Source organism: Mucilaginibacter sp., from assembly GCF_041663085.1.
Classification (GTDB): domain Bacteria; phylum Bacteroidota; class Bacteroidia; order Sphingobacteriales; family Sphingobacteriaceae; genus Mucilaginibacter.
The window spans coordinates 1-18,935 of the sequence record NZ_JBAZRC010000013.1; the positions used below are offsets into that span (position 1 = coordinate 1).

Below are 18,935 nucleotides of genomic sequence, written 5' to 3' on the forward strand. Positions count from 1 at the left end.
GCTGCGGTGATCGTTGGTTACAATAGTTATCTTCTCTGCCTTAGCCACTACGTGGTTATTAGTTACAATATAACCATCGGGCGAGATGATAACACCCGAGCCTGATGCCATTTGCGGGCCCTGCGGGCGCATACGCTGACCAAACATTTGCCCAAACATTTGCTCAAACTGATCCTGGCGATCGTTACTTTTAGCGGCATAGGTAGTACGGATATATACTACAGCAGGCGTAACATCCGCAGCAGCCTGCGTAAAATCTACAGTGCCTGCCGATGATACAACAGGTGCGGCTGCGCGGTTATTAGCAAAATAAACTTTTTGCTTATCCTCTATACTCATACTATCGGCGTATTTGTTTTCGGCAAGTTTATATACGCCTAACGCCATGGCACCGCCAACAAAGGCGGTTAATAATGTTAAACCAAATTTTTTCATATTATTATTCACTTTTCTTTTCCTTTTTTAATCCGGGATTCAAATTTAATACCATATAGACGATATTATCAATAATAAGGTATATGTAATATTGTTAAAATTTGTTAAATTAAGAGTAGCGGCACGTTATATTTGTTACGTATTGCTATACCGAATTATTTAACGACTAAGATAGGAAACCATTGTGCATATAAGCTTTTATAAATACCAGGGGGCAGGAAACGATTTTATACTAATAGACAATCGCGCCGGCATCATAAAAAATCTTGATAAACAAACTGTTGCGAAAATTTGCGACAGGCGTTTTGGTATTGGCGGCGATGGGCTAATGTTGCTGGAGAACGAACCCGGGTTCGACTTTAAGATGGTTTACTACAATGCCGATGGTAACGAGGGCAGCATGTGCGGTAATGGCGGCCGCTGTATTGTGGCTTTTGCCAAATACCTTGGCGTTATTACCGACACGACAAAATTTCTGGCTACGGATGGCGTGCACCATGCCAAAATTTCAGAAGCTGGCAACTGGGTTAGCCTGCAAATGATAGATGTAGCCACTATAAATAAAGATGGCGATGCCTATGTGCTTAATACAGGGTCGCCGCACTATGTGGCCCTGGCCACTAACCTGGAAGTTAAGGATGTTTATAATGAAGGTTACGCTATCCGCAATAACCCAACCTATAAACAAGATGGTATCAACGTAAACTTTGCTGAAAAAACCGACGGCGGATATTTTGTACGCACCTTTGAGCGTGGTGTAGAGAACGAAACCTACGCCTGTGGTACCGGTGTTACAGCCGTAGCGCTGGCCATGGCCAAACACAACCACCAAACCGGCGCGATAACTACTCCCATAAAAGTTTTAGGCGGCGATCTCAATATCCGGTTTAATTACGACGGCTCAACCTTCAGTAATATATTTTTAGAAGGCCCCGCTGAGTTGGTTTTTGAGGGGGAGATTGATCTATAATTAAAGCCAAACAGTAAGGCTGTAATTGCGAAGTACGGGCAATCCCTTGCATGCATCCCGCCTCCCTGTTAACAAATATTTACTGCCGAAAATTTTCGGTTGTAAATATTTTACGTTACGTTTGAATTTTTTCTCGATGTAGCTTTCTTTAATTTTTTTACCTAAAGAAAGTTCATGTTACGCGTAGACAGTAGTAAACCCTGCCAAATAATTTATGCCATTGCCCGGCACGATTACCTGTCGTACGTGATAGAACCGCATGTTGTTCAGTTAAACCCCAACGGCGAATTTTCTTTTACCCACCAGCGCTTATTCTCGAACACAGCCGAAGAGTTTGCCCAGTGCATTGATGATACCGACCGCAAACTCATCAAAATACTGGAGGATATTGAGCAGGGTAACATTATCAAAAAATTCTATAAAAAGCCGATCCGCCCGTTCGAGTTTTTTGCCAAGATATTTAACGACCAGCTTTTTGATACCATCCGCCCAAAAATTGAAAAGAAACTGGTAGAGGCATTGGCTCTATTAGGGAGTGGAAACAAGCAAATTTACCTGATGAGCAAGGAGGGTTACCCCGCCGGGCGCAGGTTGCATATTGCTGACGAACCCGCTTCGGTGTTGTTCCACTTTAGGCGCGGCGATGACGAGATCCGTTACTTCCCTACCATCAAGTACCAGGGGATGCGCATCGAGTTTATGTTTAAGGATGCCGAGATCATTTGCAACCACCCCGCCTGGATGCTGTTGGATGATACACTATATTATTTCGACAAAGAGATAGAAGGTAAAAAGCTGCAGCCATTCTTGAACAAGCGATTTATATCCATCCCAAAATCGTCAGAGCAATCATACTTCGAAAAATTTGTTGCACCGCTCATAGAAAAGCACAATGTTTACGCCGAGGGCTTTACCATCAATACCGAAAAGTACGATGCCACGGCTTTCCTGAAACCCATATATGTAGAAGGCGGCACATCGCAGCTGCAACTCTATTTTAAATATGCCGGTTATATTTTCCCTTACGGGGATGGCAGGCACGTATCGGTACGCATGGAGAAAACCGGGGATGATTACCTGTTCCATCGCATTAAACGTTCAGTTACCTGGGAGAAGGGTAAACTACAGCAGTTAGAGGCCATGGGCTTAAAAACTGTTTCGTCATTATTCCAAAACCTGGAGGTTGCCGCCCATGATGAAGAAAGCGACCGCTCTTTCCCCGTTTTTGAATGGCTTAACCAACACCATGATGAGCTATTGGAAAAAGGTTTTGAACTGGAGCAACCCGACGGGCAAAAGCGCTATGTTTTTGGCAACACCAAAATAGACCTGGAGATAAGCGAAAACAACGATTGGTTTGATATTAACGCAGTAGTTTATTTCGGGCCGTACCGTATCCCATTCATCCAGTTAAAAAACCATATCCTTAACCATAAAAAGGAGTTTTTACTGCCATCAGGCGAGATAGCCATTATCCCCGAAAGTTGGTTTTCGCAATACGGCAACCTGCTGCATTTTAGCGAGGGCGGCGATGAACTAAAACTGCGCCGGCACCACCTTGGTTTAGTTAACGACCTGAGCGACGGCGAAATGGCCGAAGTATCAATGAACCGCAAGCTGCAAAAGCTTACCGATTTTGAAGAGACCGAAGATGTGCCAATGCCGGTAAACTTTGCCGGGAGCCTGCGCACATACCAAAAGGCGGGGTATAACTGGTTTCACTTTTTAAAGGAATACCACTTTGGAGGCTGCCTTGCAGATGATATGGGCCTTGGTAAAACCATTCAAACCCTTGCCCTGCTCCAAAAGCATAAAGAAGACACCGAGGCGGCAGGCAGCAAAGCCACCTCACTGGTAATCATGCCCACCTCACTCATCTATAACTGGCTTAACGAGGCTAAGAAATTCGCACCGCAACTAAGGCTGATGGTGCATACGGGCGCGTTCCGTTATAAATCGGCAGAGGTGTTTGCCAATTATGATGTAGTGATAACTACCTACGGTATTAGCCGCATAGATATTGAGATGTTTAAGGCTTACTACTTTGATTATGTGATACTGGACGAAAGCCAGAACATTAAAAACCCTTCGTCAAAGTCGTTCCAGTCGGTAAGGCAGCTAAAATCAAGGTTCAAGCTGATACTGAGCGGTACGCCTGTAGAGAATTCGGTAAATGATCTTTGGACGCAGATGTCGTTCATAAACCCGGGATTATTAGGAGCCCAGCAGTTTTTCCAAAATGAATTTGTAACGCCGATAGAAAAGAAAAAGGACGAGGACAAAGCCCGTAAGCTACAGGCCATCATCAAACCTTTTGTATTGCGCCGTACCAAAGAGCAGGTAGCCACCGAGCTGCCGCCAAAAACCGAAACACTGTTCTATTGCAAAATGAGCGAGGAACAGGCCGAGGTGTACGACAAGGTAAAATCAGAATACCGAAACGAATTGCTACGGAGTATTGAGGATGGTACCTATGCCAAAACGCAGATACAGGTGCTTCAGGGCCTTATTAAATTGCGCCAGATAGCCAATCATCCATCCATGATAGATGCGGAATACGAGGGAGATAGTGGCAAATTCGAGAACGTGGTGCATACCCTTGCTAACGTTTTAGATGGCGGGCACAAGGTGCTTATCTTTTCGCAGTTTGTAAAACAGCTTACCATTTACCGCAACCATTTTGACAAAGAGGGAATCCCTTATGTTTACCTGGATGGCAGCACCCAAAACCGAGGCGACGTGGTAAAACAATTCCAGGAAGATACCAGTACGCGGGTGTTCCTTATCTCTATAAAGGCAGGCGGCGTAGGCCTTAACCTCACCGAAGCCGATTACGTTTTCATCCTTGACCCATGGTGGAACCCGGCTGTTGAGCAGCAGGCTATCGACCGTACGCACCGTATCGGCCAAACCAAAAACGTATTCATCTATAAATTCATTACTAAAGATACTGTTGAAGAAAAGATCCTGGCCTTACAACAACGTAAGCTTAGTGTAGCCCGCGCATTGATCACCACCGAAGATAGTTTCATCAAGTCGCTTTCGGCTGATGATATTAAGGAGATATTGGGGTAAAGATGGCCGCCGTCGCTCGGCTCCAGCCGAGTGACCGTTATTACACGGCGTCCCGCCGCAGTATGCTAATTAATTATAAAGGCGGCCAGAGGCCTGCTAATAATTTATCACTCGGCTGGAGCCGAGCGTGTGCAATGATAAAAAGGGGTTGGTGACACCAACCCCTTTTTAAATACTTCTTTGTTTCGGTATCCTCAGCAAAACAACTATTTCTTAGCTATTCTGTACAGTTTACCGCTATCAGTTAAACCATATAAAGCGCCGTCTTTGCCGGTCACAACAGCACGCCAGCGCTCATTCCTGTCCCTAAGCAAGCGTTCTTCGCCAACTACTTTATTGTTCCTGATAACAAGCCTTGCAATGTGCGATCCGCTCAGGCCTCCTACAAAAAGGTTGTTTTTCCATTCAGCTATATTACCGGTGTAAAAAGTTATACCGCCCGGCGATATGGTAGGGTCCCAATAGTAAATGGGTTGCGTAACGCCTTCTTTTTGCTGTATACCATCGCCAACCTTTTCGCCGCTGTATTCAATGCCGTAGGTAACCACCGGCCAGCCGTAGTTACGCCCCGGTTTAATAATATTGATCTCGTCACCTCCGCGCGGGCCAAATTCGGCTTCCCATAGCTCCCCTGTTGCGGGGTTCCAGGCCAGGCCATCGGGGTTACGTAACCCATAAGCATATATTTCGGGCAGGGCGTTTGCCTTACCTGCGAAAGGGCCACCTGCAACCGCTTTACCGGCTTTGGTGATATGGATGATCTTGCCTATGCCGGCACTCAGATCTTGTGCCTTCATGCGGATATCGTTGCCGCTCCTTTCGCCTGTGCTTACAAACAGGTTACCCTGCTTATCAAACACAATACGCGCACCGTATTGCAGGTTGCCTTTATAAGCAGGTGTTGCACGGTAAATCACCTCTACATTTTCAAGCTTAGTTTCATCTGCAGATAGCTTTCCTTTGGCTATGGCCAGTAAGGAGCCTCCCTCTGCCTGTTCCGCATATCCCCAATATATCATGCGGTTTGTGGCAAAAGCAGGATCGATTGTAACATCAAGCAAACCGCCCTGCCCACGAAACAGTACTGCCGGGAAACCGGTTATTTGTTTGTCAAAATCTCCGCTGGCTTTTAATATGCGCATACTGCCGGCCTTTTCGGTAACCAGGAAACGCCCATCGGGCAGTACATGAATACCCCAGGGGTTTTTTAAGGTGCTATTTATAACAGTTACCGAATAGGGTGTTCTGGTTTTTACACCACTTATACGGGTTTGGCCTTTAAAAGCTGGTTTATAGGTACTGTTGGGGCTTTGCGTTTCTACGGGTGCCAGCGTTGTATCGCGCTGTACAGCCGCATAACTTGTGGTTACTGCAACAGAAAAACTTAGGGCCAGTAACAGGGCTTTTTTGTGTTGAATCATGGTAGTAGCGTTTTAGTTTAGAAATATCGCCATTCCATCCGGATTTGGCTTCACCAATTGAATAATGTAACAGATAAAATACCTTTTAGTGAGCGGCTGGTGCAATGTATAAATGCTTTTTGCATCTAAAAATTTCAGCCTCAAACAAAACTAATTTAATGTTGTATTTAGCTTAACTTAACATCATCGCTATCACATTTTTTTAATCATGGATAAAATATCTACCGCATACGGCTTTATTGCTTCCGGCTTATAACTTGCTTTTTGTAACATTGCACAAATTTTTAGATTGACAGCCGCCGCCAAAAAAATATTCTCATACCTGTTAAAAGCAAGCATTGTTGTTTTAGCATTTGTATTTATATACAGCAAATTTTTAGGGAAAAACGATAGCCTTAAACAATTCGAGGCTTTAATATCTGTTATTAGCCGTAACCAGGTTATTTATACCTTAACAGCAGTAGTATTACTAATGGTAGCCAATTGGTTTTTAGAGAGCCTTAAATGGCAGTATCTGGCCAAAAAGCTAACCAATATATCTATATGGGTAGCTGTAGAAGCTGTTTTTTGTGGCTTAACCTGGGCCATATTTACCCCAAACCGTATAGGCGAATACGGTGGCAGGGTAATGTTTTTACCAAACCGTAAACGTATCCATGGGGTTTTTGCTATGGCGGTTGGCGCTTTTGCCCAAAACGTAATAACCAACCTGGTGGGCATACTGGCTTCATTATGGTTTATCTATTATTTCCTCAGCATCAACACCTGGCTATATTTAGGGATAATGGTATTGTCGCTGGCTTTTTTGGGTCTTTTCCTGATGTTTTATTTCAACATTAGCTGGCTGGTTATATGGCTTAACCGCATCAAATTTTTAAGGAAATACAACCGTTTTTTCGAGATCATGGGCCGGTACAATGCCAATGAACTTTGGGTAGTATTTGGTTATAGCCTGGCACGCTTTTTTGTGTTCTCGCTGCAATATTACCTGGTGATAAACCTGTTACTGCCCAACATCCCGTTTTTTAATATGATGATGACGGTATTTGTATTTCTCTTTATCCAATCGGCCATGCCATCTTTAGACCTGCTGGATATTGGCGTAAGGAGTTTTACCGCCATGCATTTATTTTTATATGTAACCAACCAGCAAATAGCTATAATTGCAGCGGTTTCATCCATCTGGCTGATCAACCTTATTATCCCTGCCATTATAGGTTCGGTATTTGTTTTTAAACTAAAGTTTTTTGATCGTACTGCATAGCACCATTTCGTTATTACTAACAGGTTTATACCTGCTGGTAGTTGCCTATTTAATTAAAGGCTGGGGGGCATTAAAACGCCCAAACATCAGCACCAGTGGTTTTACTACAAAAGTTACCGTACTAATAGCCGCCCGTAATGAATCTGCCCGTATCCGCTATACCATTGATGATATTATAGCGCAAAACTACCCCAAGCACCTTACCGAAATTATTATTGTAGACGACCACTCTACCGACGATACCGCCGCTATTATTAGCAGCTATGCCCACATGGGCGTTAAGCTATTGCAGCTAAACGAGGATAAACCCTTAAACTCCTATAAAAAGAAAGCCATTGCCGAAGCTATTGCCCTATCGACGGGCGAACTGATGGTTTGTACCGATGCCGATTGCCGGATGGGTAAAAACTGGCTATCATCAATTGTGGGATATTACGAAACCCATCAACCGGTTATGATCTCGTCGCCGGTAACTTATTTTGAAGAAACCACCTTGTTTGAACGACTGCAAACGCTGGAGTTTTCTTATCTGATAGGTATTGGCGCTGCCTTTATAGGTAACGGCCGTGCATCAACCTGTAATGGGGCAAATTTTGCATACAGAAAAGATATTTTTTACGAAGTTGGCGGATTTAAAGGCATTGACGACCTTGCATCCGGTGATGATGAGCTACTGCTGCAAAAAGTAGCCGAGATATATCCCAACAAAATAGGTTTCTTTAAAAACCATGATGCTGTAGTATTTACGCATGCCAAACACACCTTGCAGGAGTTTTTACAGCAACGCAGGCGCTGGGCATCAAAATCAACCCGGTATAAAGATAAAAAAGTGGTAGCGCTGGCCGTTTGCATATGGCTGTTTAACCTATCCCTGTTGGTTAATGCGGGCCTGGGTTTTTACAATATCTTTTACTTTAAACTTTTCCTGGTGCAGTTCCTGCTTAAATATCTGATAGAGGCAGCCTTCCTGCTGCCTATAACCTCGTTTTTTAAACGGGCAAACCTGGTGGGCCTGCTCATCATACTTATCCCGATACATATTATTTATTTTGTGTACGTTGGCCTTATTGGTAACACCAAAAAATATGTTTGGAAAGGCCGTACAGTACGTTAAGGCTGTTCATTTTTGTGCATGGTTGTAAAAAAGGCTTAAACGTATCCGTTTAAAAAAGAATATTTAGCTATTTTAGGCTGCCTAAAGTAATAAATGCAAAACAACAACGATAGTTCTGGCGAGGACGAACTGATCCGCCTGCTGCTTAAACGGCAGTCTGAACTGAACTCCCTTTTGGAGGTCACCAGGGCTATTAACAAGAATACTCCAACACCCGTACTGGTGCAAATGCTGGAGGTTATCCTAAAAAATTACCTGCAGATAGGCAAATTCCGTTTTCTGATAGAAAAAGATAACACCTTTACGTGCATCTCCAAATACGGCGGCGAAATTGAGCCACCCCTTGCGCTTAATCAAAGCTGGGCGCATCTCCATAAAATAAAAGCACCCTCGCTCTTAAGTGATCATGCCGATACTTTATTGAATAAGTATAATTACTTCATCCCCATCTACCATAAAAATAAAGCGCTTGCCTTTGCCCTTATTGGTGATTTTAACACCTCGGGCGATATGCTGAACAATGATCTGAATTTTATACAGACCTTGATCAACGTTATAGTAGTGGCACTGGAGAATAAGAAGCTTTTTCGCGAGCGCCTGCAAGCCGAGCGTTTTAAGCGCGAAATGGAGCTGGCTGTTGAGGTACAGAATATGCTTATCCCGCTGCGCGAACATAAAGAGGAAGGCGTTGAAGTGGGTGCCAAGTATCTGCCACATCAGGATATAGGCGGCGATTATTTCGACTTTTTTCGGCTCAACGAAAATGAGTTTTTGTGGTGCGTGGCCGATGTATCAGGCAAGGGTATCTCGGCGGCTTTGCTGATGGCCAATTTCCAGGCAAGCCTGCATGGCTTGGCAGCGATTGAAGATGAGCTGACCACCGTAGTTGAACGCCTGAACAAAATTGTGATAAGAAATACCAAAGGCGAACGTTTTATAACACTGTTTTTGGCCAAGTATAACGAGAAAACCCGCAAACTAAACTACATCAACGCGGGGCATAACCCAACCATCCTATACTCTGAAGGTGAAGCCGTCCCATTGAAACTGGGCACCACCATGATAGGCGCCTTTGAGGAGCTGCCCTTCCTTAACGAGGGCGAGGTAGATCTTGAACCCGGCAGCCTGATATTTAACTATACCGACGGACTGATGGATTACGAGTTACAAAGCAAAAATTGGAGCGAAGAAAAGCTGCTTGAGTTTGTAATAGCCAACGGCGAACTATCTCCCGATGAGTTTAACGAGGCCCTGATGAACCACATCAATTCGGTAGTAAAAGGTAAGGCCATTGATGATATTACACTGCTAACGTTGCGGATATCGTAGTGCTGATTTAAAAATTGTCATGCTGAACATCTTGAAGCATCTAATCACCCACATGCATATAGGCGATTGCACAGTTCGATAATAGATCCTTCGCTATCGCTCAGGATGACAAGCCGGAGAAATCCTACCCAAACAATAGTCCAAACACCTCTTCTATCCGCCCCACAACTTTTACATCAATGGTATAACGCGATAAATCAAGCCGGTTTTTATCCTTAGCGGCGGTTGGCATATTGTATTTAGATATAAAGATCTGCTCAAAGCCCAGCTTTTGTGCTTCGGCAATGCGTTGTTCTATCCGATTAACCGCACGGATCTCGCCTGACAAGCCTATCTCACCCGCAAAACAGGTTTTAAAAGGGATTGGGATATCCTCATGCGAGGAGATAATGGCAGCAGCCAACCCCAGGTCGATAGCCGGGTCTTCTACCCTGATGCCCCCGGTAATATTCAGGAACACATCTTTAGCGCCAAGGCGGAAACCGCAGCGTTTCTCTAACACAGCCAGCAGCATGCTCATACGTTTGGTATCAAAGCCCGTTGCGGTGCGCTGTGGCGTGCCGTAAGCCGATGTACTCACCAGCGCCTGGGTTTCTATCAACATGGGCCTCATCCCCTCTAGCGTGGCAGATATGGTAATACCGCTTAATGGTTCGTCACGTTGTGATAATAAGATCTCTGATGGGTTTGATACCTCACGCAGTCCCTCGCCCAGCATTTCGTAAATACCCAGTTCTGACGATGAACCAAACCTGTTTTTAATAGTTCGCAATATGCGGTACACATGGTGGCGGTCGCCTTCAAATTGCAGCACGGTATCAACCATGTGCTCCAGTATTTTTGGACCAGCTATCATACCATCTTTGGTAATATGGCCTATCAAGAATACCGGCGTAGACGTTTCCTTGGCAAAACGAAGTAATTCTGCCGTACATTCCCGTTCCTGTGATACACTACCGGGGGTGGATTCCACATGCGAGGAATGCAGCGTTTGGATAGAGTCGATCACCAGTATATCCGGCTGCAACTCTTCTATCTGCTTAAATATATTTTGGGTTGATGTTTCTGTAAGGATAAAACAACCTTTCCCAAATTCATCTTTTAGTTGTTTGTTTTTTGCCCTTGTTTGCTGGGTATCTAATGATACCAGTCGTTCAGCGCGCATTTTTATTTGGTGGTCGCTTTCCTCGCCCGATACATAAAGCACTTTTACATTGGGCATATTCAACGCCAGTTGCAGCATCAGGGTTGATTTACCAATACCTGGCTCGCCACCTATCAGCACCAATGAACCAGCTACAATACCGCCGCCTAAAACGCGGTTAAATTCTTTATCAGGCGTAAGCAGCCGGTGTTCTTCCTTAAAAGTTATGTCTGCTACCTCAACAGGTTTATTTGCCCGCTGTGATGAAGCCGGACTGCTCTTCCAGTTGGGTACTGATGCGTTGGATTTCTCCAGAATTTCTTCAACAAAAGTATTCCACTGCTGGCAGCTTGGGCATTTGCCCAGCCATTTAGGCGATTCGTAGCCGCAGCTTTGACAGAAATAAGCAATTTTAGTTTTAGCCATTTAATGATATTCAAGAAGTATCATACAAATATACTAATTTAGTTAGCATTGAATCAATGAAATCTGGGCGAATCAAAGGGTATCAATTGCTGGTTTGCTGCTAAAGTTATAGTCGGAAAACTATTGCGGCCATTGCAAGTTATTTAATTGACAATTAACAGGATAAACTAAACATTACTATTAAATTATGAAAAACATTCTACAATATGCCCTTGGCCTTGTTGCAGTAGTGGCAATTATTATGTGGCAAACAGGGTATAACCCATTTGCCGGCTCTGGTAAGATTGGAGAAGTAATAACCCTTGCCGAATTCAAAACATTGAAAAAAGATCTTGCATCAGATGGCAAGAGAGTTGCCCTTATTGCGCGCGGCGACATTGCCAATTCAGATGTTACAATTGTATTAGGGCGGCCGATGTCATTAAGTTTTATCACTCCACAAGAAGAATACATAGATCATTTTGAGCTTTACCGGGGCGATGGCAAAAATGAATTTTTTATCCCCGAAAAATTCACCAATAAAGATTTGGTTTTATATGATAATGAAGGTAAAAAACATGCTTACGACGAAAATGTGATTATCTCTTTTACCATGGGAAAGCTAAATGGAAACCCTCAAATAAATCCGCATACCGGAGGGTATGACTGGGCGTATAAGCAAATACGAATAGACCCGGCCCCGGCGCAATAAGGGAATTGCATCACTTATTTATTTTATAAAAACTTTATTATGCAAAAAGAGCAGATGCTACTTAAAACATCTGCTCTTTCTATATCTGGCTTATCAGCTAGTTATAATTTTATTTCTTCGTCTTTGCTTGAGAAGAACTTAAACTCAGTGATCTGGTAAGCAGGGTTGCTTTTCACCTTTATCCACTGGTTGTACTTAAAGTACCATTTCATCTGGCGGTTAAATAACCCCTTTTTGATGTATGCCTCAATGTACGGGTGTACACAAAGCGTAATATTTTTCTCGTTCTGTTCTTCCAGTATGTAATTGAAATTGTTTTCAATATCATCAATAAGCAAAACGGTTGGCCTGATAGTGCCGGTGCCACCACACGCAGGGCAAACCTCGCTGGTAACAATGTTCATTTCGGGCCTTACCCTTTGGCGGGTAATTTGTATCAATCCAAATTTACTTGGCGGCAATATGGTATGCTTAGCCCTGTCATCAGCCATTTGGGCTTTCAGATAGTCGAACAGTTCCTTACGGTTGGTTGGCTTATGCATGTCAATAAAATCGACAACCACAATACCGCCCATATCGCGCAGGCGCAGCTGGCGGGCAATTTCTTTAGCGGCTTCCTTATTTACCTGGTAAGCGTTCTCTTCCTGATTCTCTTTATTGGCCGTACGGTTACCGCTGTTCACGTCAATAACGTGCAGGGCTTCTGTATGCTCAATAACCAGGTAGGCGCCACCGGCAAGGTTTACCGTTTTACCGAAGGTAGATTTGATCTGCTTATCAACACCATGATGCTCAAAAATAGGCTCCTTGTGTTTGTGCAAGCGTACGATGCCTTCCAGATCGGGTGAAATTTCATGGATGTACGACCGTACCTCTTCATACATACTCTGCTCGTTCACATAAATATGCTGAAAATCGGGATTCAAAATATCCCTTAATATGGTTGATGTACGGCAAATTTCGCCCAATACCTTTTTAGAAGGTTCGGTTCCATGCAGCTTGGTAACAAAGGTTTCCCATTTCGATATCAGGTCAAGCAGGTCTTTCTGCAGCTCGGGCACACCTTTACCTTCAGATACGGTACGTATAATTACGCCGAAATGCTTTGGTTTAATGCTTTCAACCACCTTACGCAGGCGGTTGCGTTCCGTATTGCTTTTGATCTTTTTTGAGATAGATATCACCTCAGAAAAAGGCACCAATACTACGTACCGACCGGCTATTGACAGGTCGGAACTTAAGCGGGGGCCTTTTGTTGAAATTGGCTCCTTAGCTATCTGTACAGGTACAAGCAGGCTTTTTGATAATACATCAGAGATCTTTCCCCCTTTGTTAATATCAGCTTCCGGCTTAAAATTATCTAAAAGCTTCGATTGGTACCCACCGCTACGTACTTGTTTGGTTAGCTTAAGCAGGCTTTGCACCTGCGGCCCCAAATCAAGATAATGCAAAAAGGCATCCTTCTCGTAACCAACGTCCACAAAAGCTGCATTCAGGCTTGGCATAATTTTTTTAATGCGTCCTAAATAAATATCACCAACAGTATAATTGTTAGTGATTTGCTCTTTATGGAGTTCTACAAGTTGTTTGTCCTGTAATAATGCAATGGTAGCCCCGTTGGGGGATGAATCGATAATTAATTCTTTTATCAACTGCTACTCCATTTCTTAAAACGGCGCACAATTGCGCCGCAAGTTAATAAGTGGGTAAAATACACACATAAAAACCCCGCAAAGCGAGGTATAAGCTACTTTACAGTAGCTTATTTTTTCTTATGTCTGTTTTTTCTTAAACGCTTTTTGCGTTTGTGAGTAGCCATTTTATGTCTTTTACGTTTTTTACCGCTTGGCATAGTAATAATTTTTAAATGTGATTAATTTATTTCTTTAATTCCTTTATATACTCATCTATGCGCTGGCCCGCTACCGGGTCGCCCATTAAATCTTTGCATTTTTCATAAGCTGCAATCGCTTCCTGTTTATTGCCCAGTTGCTTATAGCTTTCGGCTAAATAAAAGTAAGGCTCAATCTCTTCCTTTTGTGCAATAAGGGTTTTAAACCTGTCAACCGCTTTTTCGTACTGCCCGCTCTTCATGGCAAACATGCCTAAGTTTAGCAATGCGTCGTGGTTTTTAGGGTCCTGCTTTACTACCTCAAGCAAAAGTGCAATACCTTGCATTGGCATAGCGCCACCATTTACATAAGCCACACCTAAGCCCGTTTTAGCCTCAAGGCTGGTGGGCTGCAGTTTGGTAGCATGGTCAAACGCCTCAACAGCATTTGCAACAAACGTACCTTGTGCCGATGTATCGCTTGATAACTTATACGCCGTGTTAAAACGGTTACCTGCATCTACCCAATCTGCCATGGCGTTGCTTTTATGAGCAATATCCAGGTAATAAAAGGCAGCAGGGGCTGGCTGGGTAACACTATCCCAAGCTTTGGCAATTTGCCTTTGCAGGGTAATTTTATCAGCTTCGCCGGCTGTTTTAAGTTTGGCCTCAAGCGCGCTTATCTCTTGCGCAATGGTAGCATCAATATTGGGTTTAGCCAATGCCGATACCGAAGCCTCGTTTATATTAGCATTTGGTTTTACCGCCGGGGCCGTAGCCGCTTTTGCATTGCCGCGTGTTGCTTCGGGTTTTATTAAACCTTTAACCGGTAATGAATACAAATAGCCCATTATAGCAACTACTGCTACGGCAACGACTATTTGTTTTTTCTTCATAATGATTATTTGGCTGCTTTTGTAGTTTTGTTACCGCTGCGTACTTTCTCAACAAAAGTTTTAGCCGGTTTAAAGCTAGGTACAAAATGCTCAGGGATAATGATGGCAGTGTTTTTTGAGATGTTACGGGCTGTCTTTTTAGCTCTTTTTTTAACTACAAAACTACCGAAACCTCTAACGTATACGTTTTCACCGCCAACCATTGAGGTTTTAACCACTTTGAAAAACGCCTCAACAGTTTCCTGCACGTCCACTTTTTCTATTCCTGTTTTAGATGAGATTTCAGCTATAATTTCTGCCTTGGTCATATCCTGTTTTCTTTTATTTAAATGTATAAATACTTAACTGTTTTGGGGTTGCAAAAGTATCGCTTTAAAATTAAAGATTAAAATAAATAGCACATTTTTTTTCTGAGAGGCTTTTTCGCCTCAAATTATGATACAGCCATGATAAGATGTTACTTTGCATAGAATGAATTTTTCTGCCGAACTGATAGCTTGGTACACCAATAATAAACGCGACCTGCCATGGCGTAATACTACCGATGCTTATATAATATGGCTGTCTGAAATTATACTGCAGCAAACACGCGTGGAGCAGGGCATGCCTTACTTTTATCGTTTGGCAGAGAAATACCCAACCGTAACAGCCTTTGCAGCAGCCCATGAGGATGATATATTAAGGTTATGGCAGGGTTTGGGTTATTACTCGCGCGGGCGCAACATGCTCAAAACTGCGCAACTGGTACAGCAGCAGTATAACGGCGTTTTCCCGGTAAGCTACCATCAACTAATCAAACTAAAAGGGATAGGCGAATACACAGCCGCCGCCATCTCCTCTTTTTCAGCAAACGAGGCAAGGGCTGTTGTTGATGGCAATGTATACCGCGTATTGGCCCGTTTTTTTGGTGTTGATGAACCTATAAATTCGGCCAAAGGCAAAAAAACCTTCCAAAAAATTGCCGATGAGGTGCTGGATAACACCCGGCCGGCCCTGCATAACCAGGCCATGATGGAGTTTGGGGCCATGCTTTGTAAACCTAAAAACCCTGCCTGTGGTATTTGCCCGGTGCGTATGGGCTGTATTGCTTTTAAAACAAATGCAACAACCTATTTGCCTGTAAAATTAAAGACAGTTAAGATCCGTAAAAGGTATTTTAACTATATGTTAATATCCGATGGTGAAAAAATCTTGATGAATAAGCGGGATGAGGGCGATATTTGGGCAAATATGTATGATTTACCTATGGTTGAAACGCCGGAGTTAATGGAGATTATTGAATTATTGCAACTCCCCCAAATGAAAAAATTTGGTAGCAATGTTGCGTTAAAGGATAATTCCGCTATAATTAAGCATGTGTTAACCCATCAGCAATTATATATCAGGTTTTTGATCCTGAAAGATTTCCCGAAAGAATTACAGGGGAACTGGTTTTATACCGATGTTGAAAATTTGAAAGATTTAGCGCTTCCGAAACCTATTTTTATATTTATAAAATATTTTTTTAATTTCTAAATAATTCTCCGTTAATTTATGGCATGTCTGGAATTAATAAAGTAATACTGGTTGGGCATTTAGGTAAGGACCCCGAAGTACGGCATTTAGAGGGTGGAGTAGCTGTTGCAAGCTTCCCTTTAGCAACATCTGAAACGTTTAATAAAGATGGCCGCAAGGTTGAGCAAACCGAATGGCATAATATTGTTATGTGGCGCGGCCTTGCTGATGTAGCGGCCAAATTTTTACAAAAAGGCAAACTGGTTTATATAGAAGGTAAATTGCGTACACGCTCATTTGAAGATAAAGAAGGTATTAAGAAATATACTACCGAGGTGGTTGCCGAAAACTTTACCATGCTTGGCCGCAAAACAGATTTTGAGAACGAACCTGCCCCGCGCCAGGCCTTAAAAACATCAGATACCGATGGTTACCGCAATAATGACGCGGACGACCTGCCATTTTAGTTAGCCTAATTAAACATCTTATATAATAAAAAGCCCCGCCATTAACGGCGGGGCTTTTACTTGTCACTTCCAATGCAAAACATCCAATGATGAAGTATTAACTCCTTCGCTGTTGGATATTCATTATTCGATATTACCAGGGCCTTCTATCTCGCTCCCGGCGCGCAGTGTTCCCTTAAATAATTTGTATACAAGGTGCGTAAATGCATACTTGTGCCCGGCCCTTCAGATATACTGTGGGTGCGGTTTGGGTACAGCATCAACTGAAACTGCTTGTTGTATTTCACCAATTCATTTATCAACAGCTCGGCATTTTGGTAATGCACGTTATCATCGCCGGTACCATGTATATATAATAGGTTACCCTTTAGGTTTTTTGCATAGGTAACAGGCGATCCTTTTGTGTAAGCAGCCCTGCCTTCTGCATCAACAGGTACACCGGTGTAACGCTCCTGGTAAATATTATCATAAGTTAACTGGTTACCAACGGCTGCTATAGCAATACCTGTTTTAAATATATCGGGGTACTGGAACATCAGGTTTAAGGTTGATGAACCGCCACCACTCCATCCCCATACTGCCACCCGCGAAGTATCAAGATAAGCACGTTCTTTTAATAGTTGTTTTGTGCCCATAGCCAGGTCGCGGATATTTATTGTGCCTATACCTTTATAGATAGATTTACGCCACTCGCGGCCTTTTGGCACAGGTGTACCCCTATTATCAATCGACATATAGATATAGCCATCGGCAGCCATATCGCCGGTGTACATAAAGTTAAAGCTGCTACCGTTCTCGTCCTTTACATTCTGGCCCCATGGTTCGCCATAAACATATAAAACAACCGGATATTTTTTGGCTGCGTCAAAGTTATTAGGCTTCACCATCCAGCCGTCCATTTCAACACCATCCTCAGTTTTTACTTTAAAAAACTCCACGTTTGATTTTGATTTGTTAGCTGCCGACGCTGCAACAGCTTTAGCAACTTTTTCAGACCCATCAAAGGTTTTATGCTCGGGCAGTGAAACCACTTCGTTTACACCATCAGTATAATAGTTTGAAAAAGCATGTGTAGCCGTTTTACCATTTGGAGACACATCATATTCATGCGTACCCGGTTCGGTCATCGGGGTAAGGCGCTCGGCCTTGCCACTGCCATCGAGTTTGGTGCGGTACAAATACTTTTGGGTTGCATTATCAGGCGAAGCCGAAAAATAAACATAACCCGATGTTTCATCAACGGCATTTATCTGCATCACATCATAATTGCCTTTGGTAATTAGTTTCTCCTTTTTACCATCACGGCTGATGCGATAAAGGTGGCGCCATCCGTCTTTTTCACTGGCCCATAAAAAATCGGCGCCTTTTTTAAACCAATCCCATCCGCCATAATAATAATGTTCTTCCCACTCTGGTAATATATCTATCCAGGCCGCGTCTTTTTCCTGATATATGGTGTTTGATTTACCCGTATTAACGTTACAAATCATCACATCACTTTGGTTTTGTGCCCTGTTCAGGTGCTGTATGATCAGCTCTGTATTGTTAGCCGCCCACTCCATACGCGGCACGTATGATTGCAGCACCGGGTCGGTTGGGATATCCATCCATTTGGTAGCGCCGCCCGCAACACCTACTACACCAATTTTAAATGGTGATGGTGCTTCGCCGGCTACCGGGTACTCTACCGGTTTTACATACGGGTAAATAGAATCGGTAGTGTTGAGCATTAAATAATTCTTTGTTTTACTGGCATCAATTTGCCAGTAGGCTATCTGCTTGCTATCCGGGCTCCAGCGGAAACCATCGCGGCAAAAAAACTCTTCCTCATACACCCAATCGAAGGTCCCGTTGATCAGTTTATCCGTTCCGTCGCTGGTTAATTGCTTAATACTGTTATCGGCAAGGGATTCTACATAAATATTGTGCCCGCTTACGTAACCAACCTTGCTGCCATCAGGCGAAAACTTGGCAAACATTAATGATGATGCAGGTTTATCGGCACCCAGTTTAGTTAGTTTTTTGGCAGCAAAATCATACACCCAGTAATCGCCGCGGGTGTTGTAGCGCCATACTTTTTTTGAATTGGTGTATAACAAAACCTTCTGCCCGTCGGCACTCAAATAAAAGTTACGCACTGCAATTGTTTTTTGGCCTTGCGGGGTAAGTGCTTCTTTACTTAAAAGGGTAGTTTTTTTAGCGGCATCGCGAGCATCAAGCACAACAATTTCGCCACTTTGTACTTTGTAATATTGGTACCCGTCTTTTGCCCAATGGGTAGATGGGATCTGGGCTATAGCCTTATTTTGCAAAAGCAATAGCGTTAAAAACGCAATGGATAACACCCCTGCGCGGTAAACTTTAATATTCATATGAGT

General features: G+C 43.3%; 15 protein-coding genes. 8 read left to right on the forward strand and 7 right to left on the reverse strand.

Annotated features, from left to right (window positions below):
* On the reverse strand, nucleotides 1-435 hold a 435-nt coding region (locus WC615_RS05020), incomplete at its 3' end, for a trypsin-like peptidase domain-containing protein (RefSeq protein WP_372977039.1).
* Nucleotides 436-619: 184 nt separating this feature from the next.
* Between WC615_RS05020 and dapF the strand changes: the two genes are divergently transcribed.
* Together dapF and WC615_RS05030 are read left to right on the forward strand one after the other, a co-directional pair.
* Nucleotides 620-1,405 carry a diaminopimelate epimerase gene (gene dapF / locus WC615_RS05025; protein ID WP_372977040.1) on the forward strand — a complete coding sequence of 262 codons (786 nt, stop codon included), beginning with the start codon at nucleotides 620-622 and terminating at the stop codon, nucleotides 1,403-1,405.
* 174 nt (nucleotides 1,406-1,579) lie between these two features.
* Nucleotides 1,580-4,480 (forward strand): DEAD/DEAH box helicase, encoded by a 2,901-nt coding sequence (locus WC615_RS05030; protein WP_372977041.1) that lies wholly within the window; start codon nucleotides 1,580-1,582, stop codon nucleotides 4,478-4,480.
* A 206-nt stretch (nucleotides 4,481-4,686) separates the two neighbouring features.
* Here the strand turns inward: WC615_RS05030 and WC615_RS05035 are convergent, their stop codons facing one another.
* Nucleotides 4,687-5,901 (reverse strand): PQQ-dependent sugar dehydrogenase, encoded by a 1,215-nt coding sequence (locus tag WC615_RS05035; protein ID WP_372977042.1) that lies wholly within the window; start codon nucleotides 5,899-5,901, stop codon nucleotides 4,687-4,689.
* A gap of 289 nt (nucleotides 5,902-6,190) precedes the next feature.
* Between WC615_RS05035 and WC615_RS05040 the strand changes: the two genes are divergently transcribed.
* The 3 genes from WC615_RS05040 to WC615_RS05050 all read left to right on the forward strand — a co-directional run bounded on the left by WC615_RS05040 (nucleotide 6,191) and on the right by WC615_RS05050 (nucleotide 9,608).
* Complete coding sequence (locus tag WC615_RS05040; protein WP_372977043.1) at nucleotides 6,191-7,165, forward strand: lysylphosphatidylglycerol synthase domain-containing protein; 975 nt, start codon at nucleotides 6,191-6,193, stop codon at nucleotides 7,163-7,165.
* Complete coding sequence (locus WC615_RS05045; RefSeq protein ID WP_372977044.1) at nucleotides 7,149-8,279, forward strand: glycosyltransferase; 1,131 nt, start codon at nucleotides 7,149-7,151, stop codon at nucleotides 8,277-8,279. The genes WC615_RS05040 and WC615_RS05045 overlap by 17 nt, the downstream gene beginning before the upstream one ends.
* 93 nt (nucleotides 8,280-8,372) lie before the next feature.
* A complete protein-coding gene (locus tag WC615_RS05050) occupies nucleotides 8,373-9,608 on the forward strand; it encodes a PP2C family protein-serine/threonine phosphatase (protein WP_372977045.1) in 1,236 nt (411 codons plus the stop codon).
* Between the two features lie 124 nt (nucleotides 9,609-9,732).
* Here WC615_RS05050 and radA read toward each other — a convergent pair whose 3' ends face one another.
* A complete protein-coding gene (gene radA / locus WC615_RS05055) occupies nucleotides 9,733-11,178 on the reverse strand; it encodes a DNA repair protein RadA (RefSeq protein WP_372977046.1) in 1,446 nt (481 codons plus the stop codon).
* A gap of 187 nt (nucleotides 11,179-11,365) precedes the next feature.
* Between radA and WC615_RS05060 the strand changes: the two genes are divergently transcribed.
* On the forward strand, nucleotides 11,366-11,869 hold the full coding sequence (locus WC615_RS05060) for a hypothetical protein (protein WP_372977047.1): 504 nt from the start codon (nucleotides 11,366-11,368) through the stop codon (nucleotides 11,867-11,869).
* A 101-nt stretch (nucleotides 11,870-11,970) separates the two neighbouring features.
* Here WC615_RS05060 and WC615_RS05065 read toward each other — a convergent pair whose 3' ends face one another.
* The 3 genes from WC615_RS05065 to WC615_RS05075 all read right to left on the reverse strand — a co-directional run bounded on the left by WC615_RS05065 (nucleotide 11,971) and on the right by WC615_RS05075 (nucleotide 14,904).
* On the reverse strand, nucleotides 11,971-13,521 hold the full coding sequence (locus tag WC615_RS05065) for a ribonuclease E/G (protein ID WP_372977048.1): 1,551 nt from the start codon (nucleotides 13,519-13,521) through the stop codon (nucleotides 11,971-11,973).
* Between the two features lie 226 nt (nucleotides 13,522-13,747).
* A complete protein-coding gene (locus tag WC615_RS05070) occupies nucleotides 13,748-14,596 on the reverse strand; it encodes a tetratricopeptide repeat protein (RefSeq protein ID WP_372977049.1) in 849 nt (282 codons plus the stop codon).
* Nucleotides 14,597-14,601: 5 nt separating this feature from the next.
* Nucleotides 14,602-14,904, reverse strand: coding sequence for an HU family DNA-binding protein (locus WC615_RS05075; protein ID WP_191175603.1), 303 nt, complete (start codon nucleotides 14,902-14,904; stop codon nucleotides 14,602-14,604).
* A 163-nt stretch (nucleotides 14,905-15,067) separates the two neighbouring features.
* Here WC615_RS05075 and mutY point away from each other — a divergent pair, with 163 nt between their 5' ends.
* Both mutY and WC615_RS05085 read left to right on the forward strand, forming a co-directional pair.
* Nucleotides 15,068-16,111, forward strand: coding sequence for an A/G-specific adenine glycosylase (mutY, locus tag WC615_RS05080; RefSeq protein ID WP_372977050.1), 1,044 nt, complete (start codon nucleotides 15,068-15,070; stop codon nucleotides 16,109-16,111).
* Nucleotides 16,112-16,134: 23 nt separating this feature from the next.
* A complete protein-coding gene (locus WC615_RS05085) occupies nucleotides 16,135-16,557 on the forward strand; it encodes a single-stranded DNA-binding protein (protein ID WP_372977051.1) in 423 nt (140 codons plus the stop codon).
* A 146-nt stretch (nucleotides 16,558-16,703) separates the two neighbouring features.
* Here WC615_RS05085 and WC615_RS05090 read toward each other — a convergent pair whose 3' ends face one another.
* Nucleotides 16,704-18,929, reverse strand: coding sequence for a S9 family peptidase (locus WC615_RS05090; protein ID WP_372977052.1), 2,226 nt, complete (start codon nucleotides 18,927-18,929; stop codon nucleotides 16,704-16,706).
* Between the last annotated feature and the right edge of the window lie 6 nt (nucleotides 18,930-18,935).

Bases quoted from the DNA above. Each gene is read 5' to 3' on its own strand.
- WC615_RS05060 (WP_372977047.1), top strand. From the start codon at position 11,366: ATGAAAAACATTCTACAATATGCCCTTGGCCTTGTTGCAGTAGTGGCA.
- WC615_RS05075 (WP_191175603.1), bottom strand. From the start codon at position 14,904: ATGACCAAGGCAGAAATTATAGCTGAAATCTCATCTAAAACAGGAATA.
- radA (WP_372977046.1), bottom strand. From the start codon at position 11,178: ATGGCTAAAACTAAAATTGCTTATTTCTGTCAAAGCTGCGGCTACGAA.
- WC615_RS05090 (WP_372977052.1), bottom strand. From the start codon at position 18,929: ATGAATATTAAAGTTTACCGCGCAGGGGTGTTATCCATTGCGTTTTTA.
- mutY (WP_372977050.1), top strand. From the start codon at position 15,068: ATGAATTTTTCTGCCGAACTGATAGCTTGGTACACCAATAATAAACGC.
- WC615_RS05035 (WP_372977042.1), bottom strand. From the start codon at position 5,901: ATGATTCAACACAAAAAAGCCCTGTTACTGGCCCTAAGTTTTTCTGTT.
- WC615_RS05085 (WP_372977051.1), top strand. From the start codon at position 16,135: ATGTCTGGAATTAATAAAGTAATACTGGTTGGGCATTTAGGTAAGGAC.
- WC615_RS05070 (WP_372977049.1), bottom strand. From the start codon at position 14,596: ATGAAGAAAAAACAAATAGTCGTTGCCGTAGCAGTAGTTGCTATAATG.
- WC615_RS05050 (WP_372977045.1), top strand. From the start codon at position 8,373: ATGCAAAACAACAACGATAGTTCTGGCGAGGACGAACTGATCCGCCTG.
- WC615_RS05030 (WP_372977041.1), top strand. From the start codon at position 1,580: ATGTTACGCGTAGACAGTAGTAAACCCTGCCAAATAATTTATGCCATT.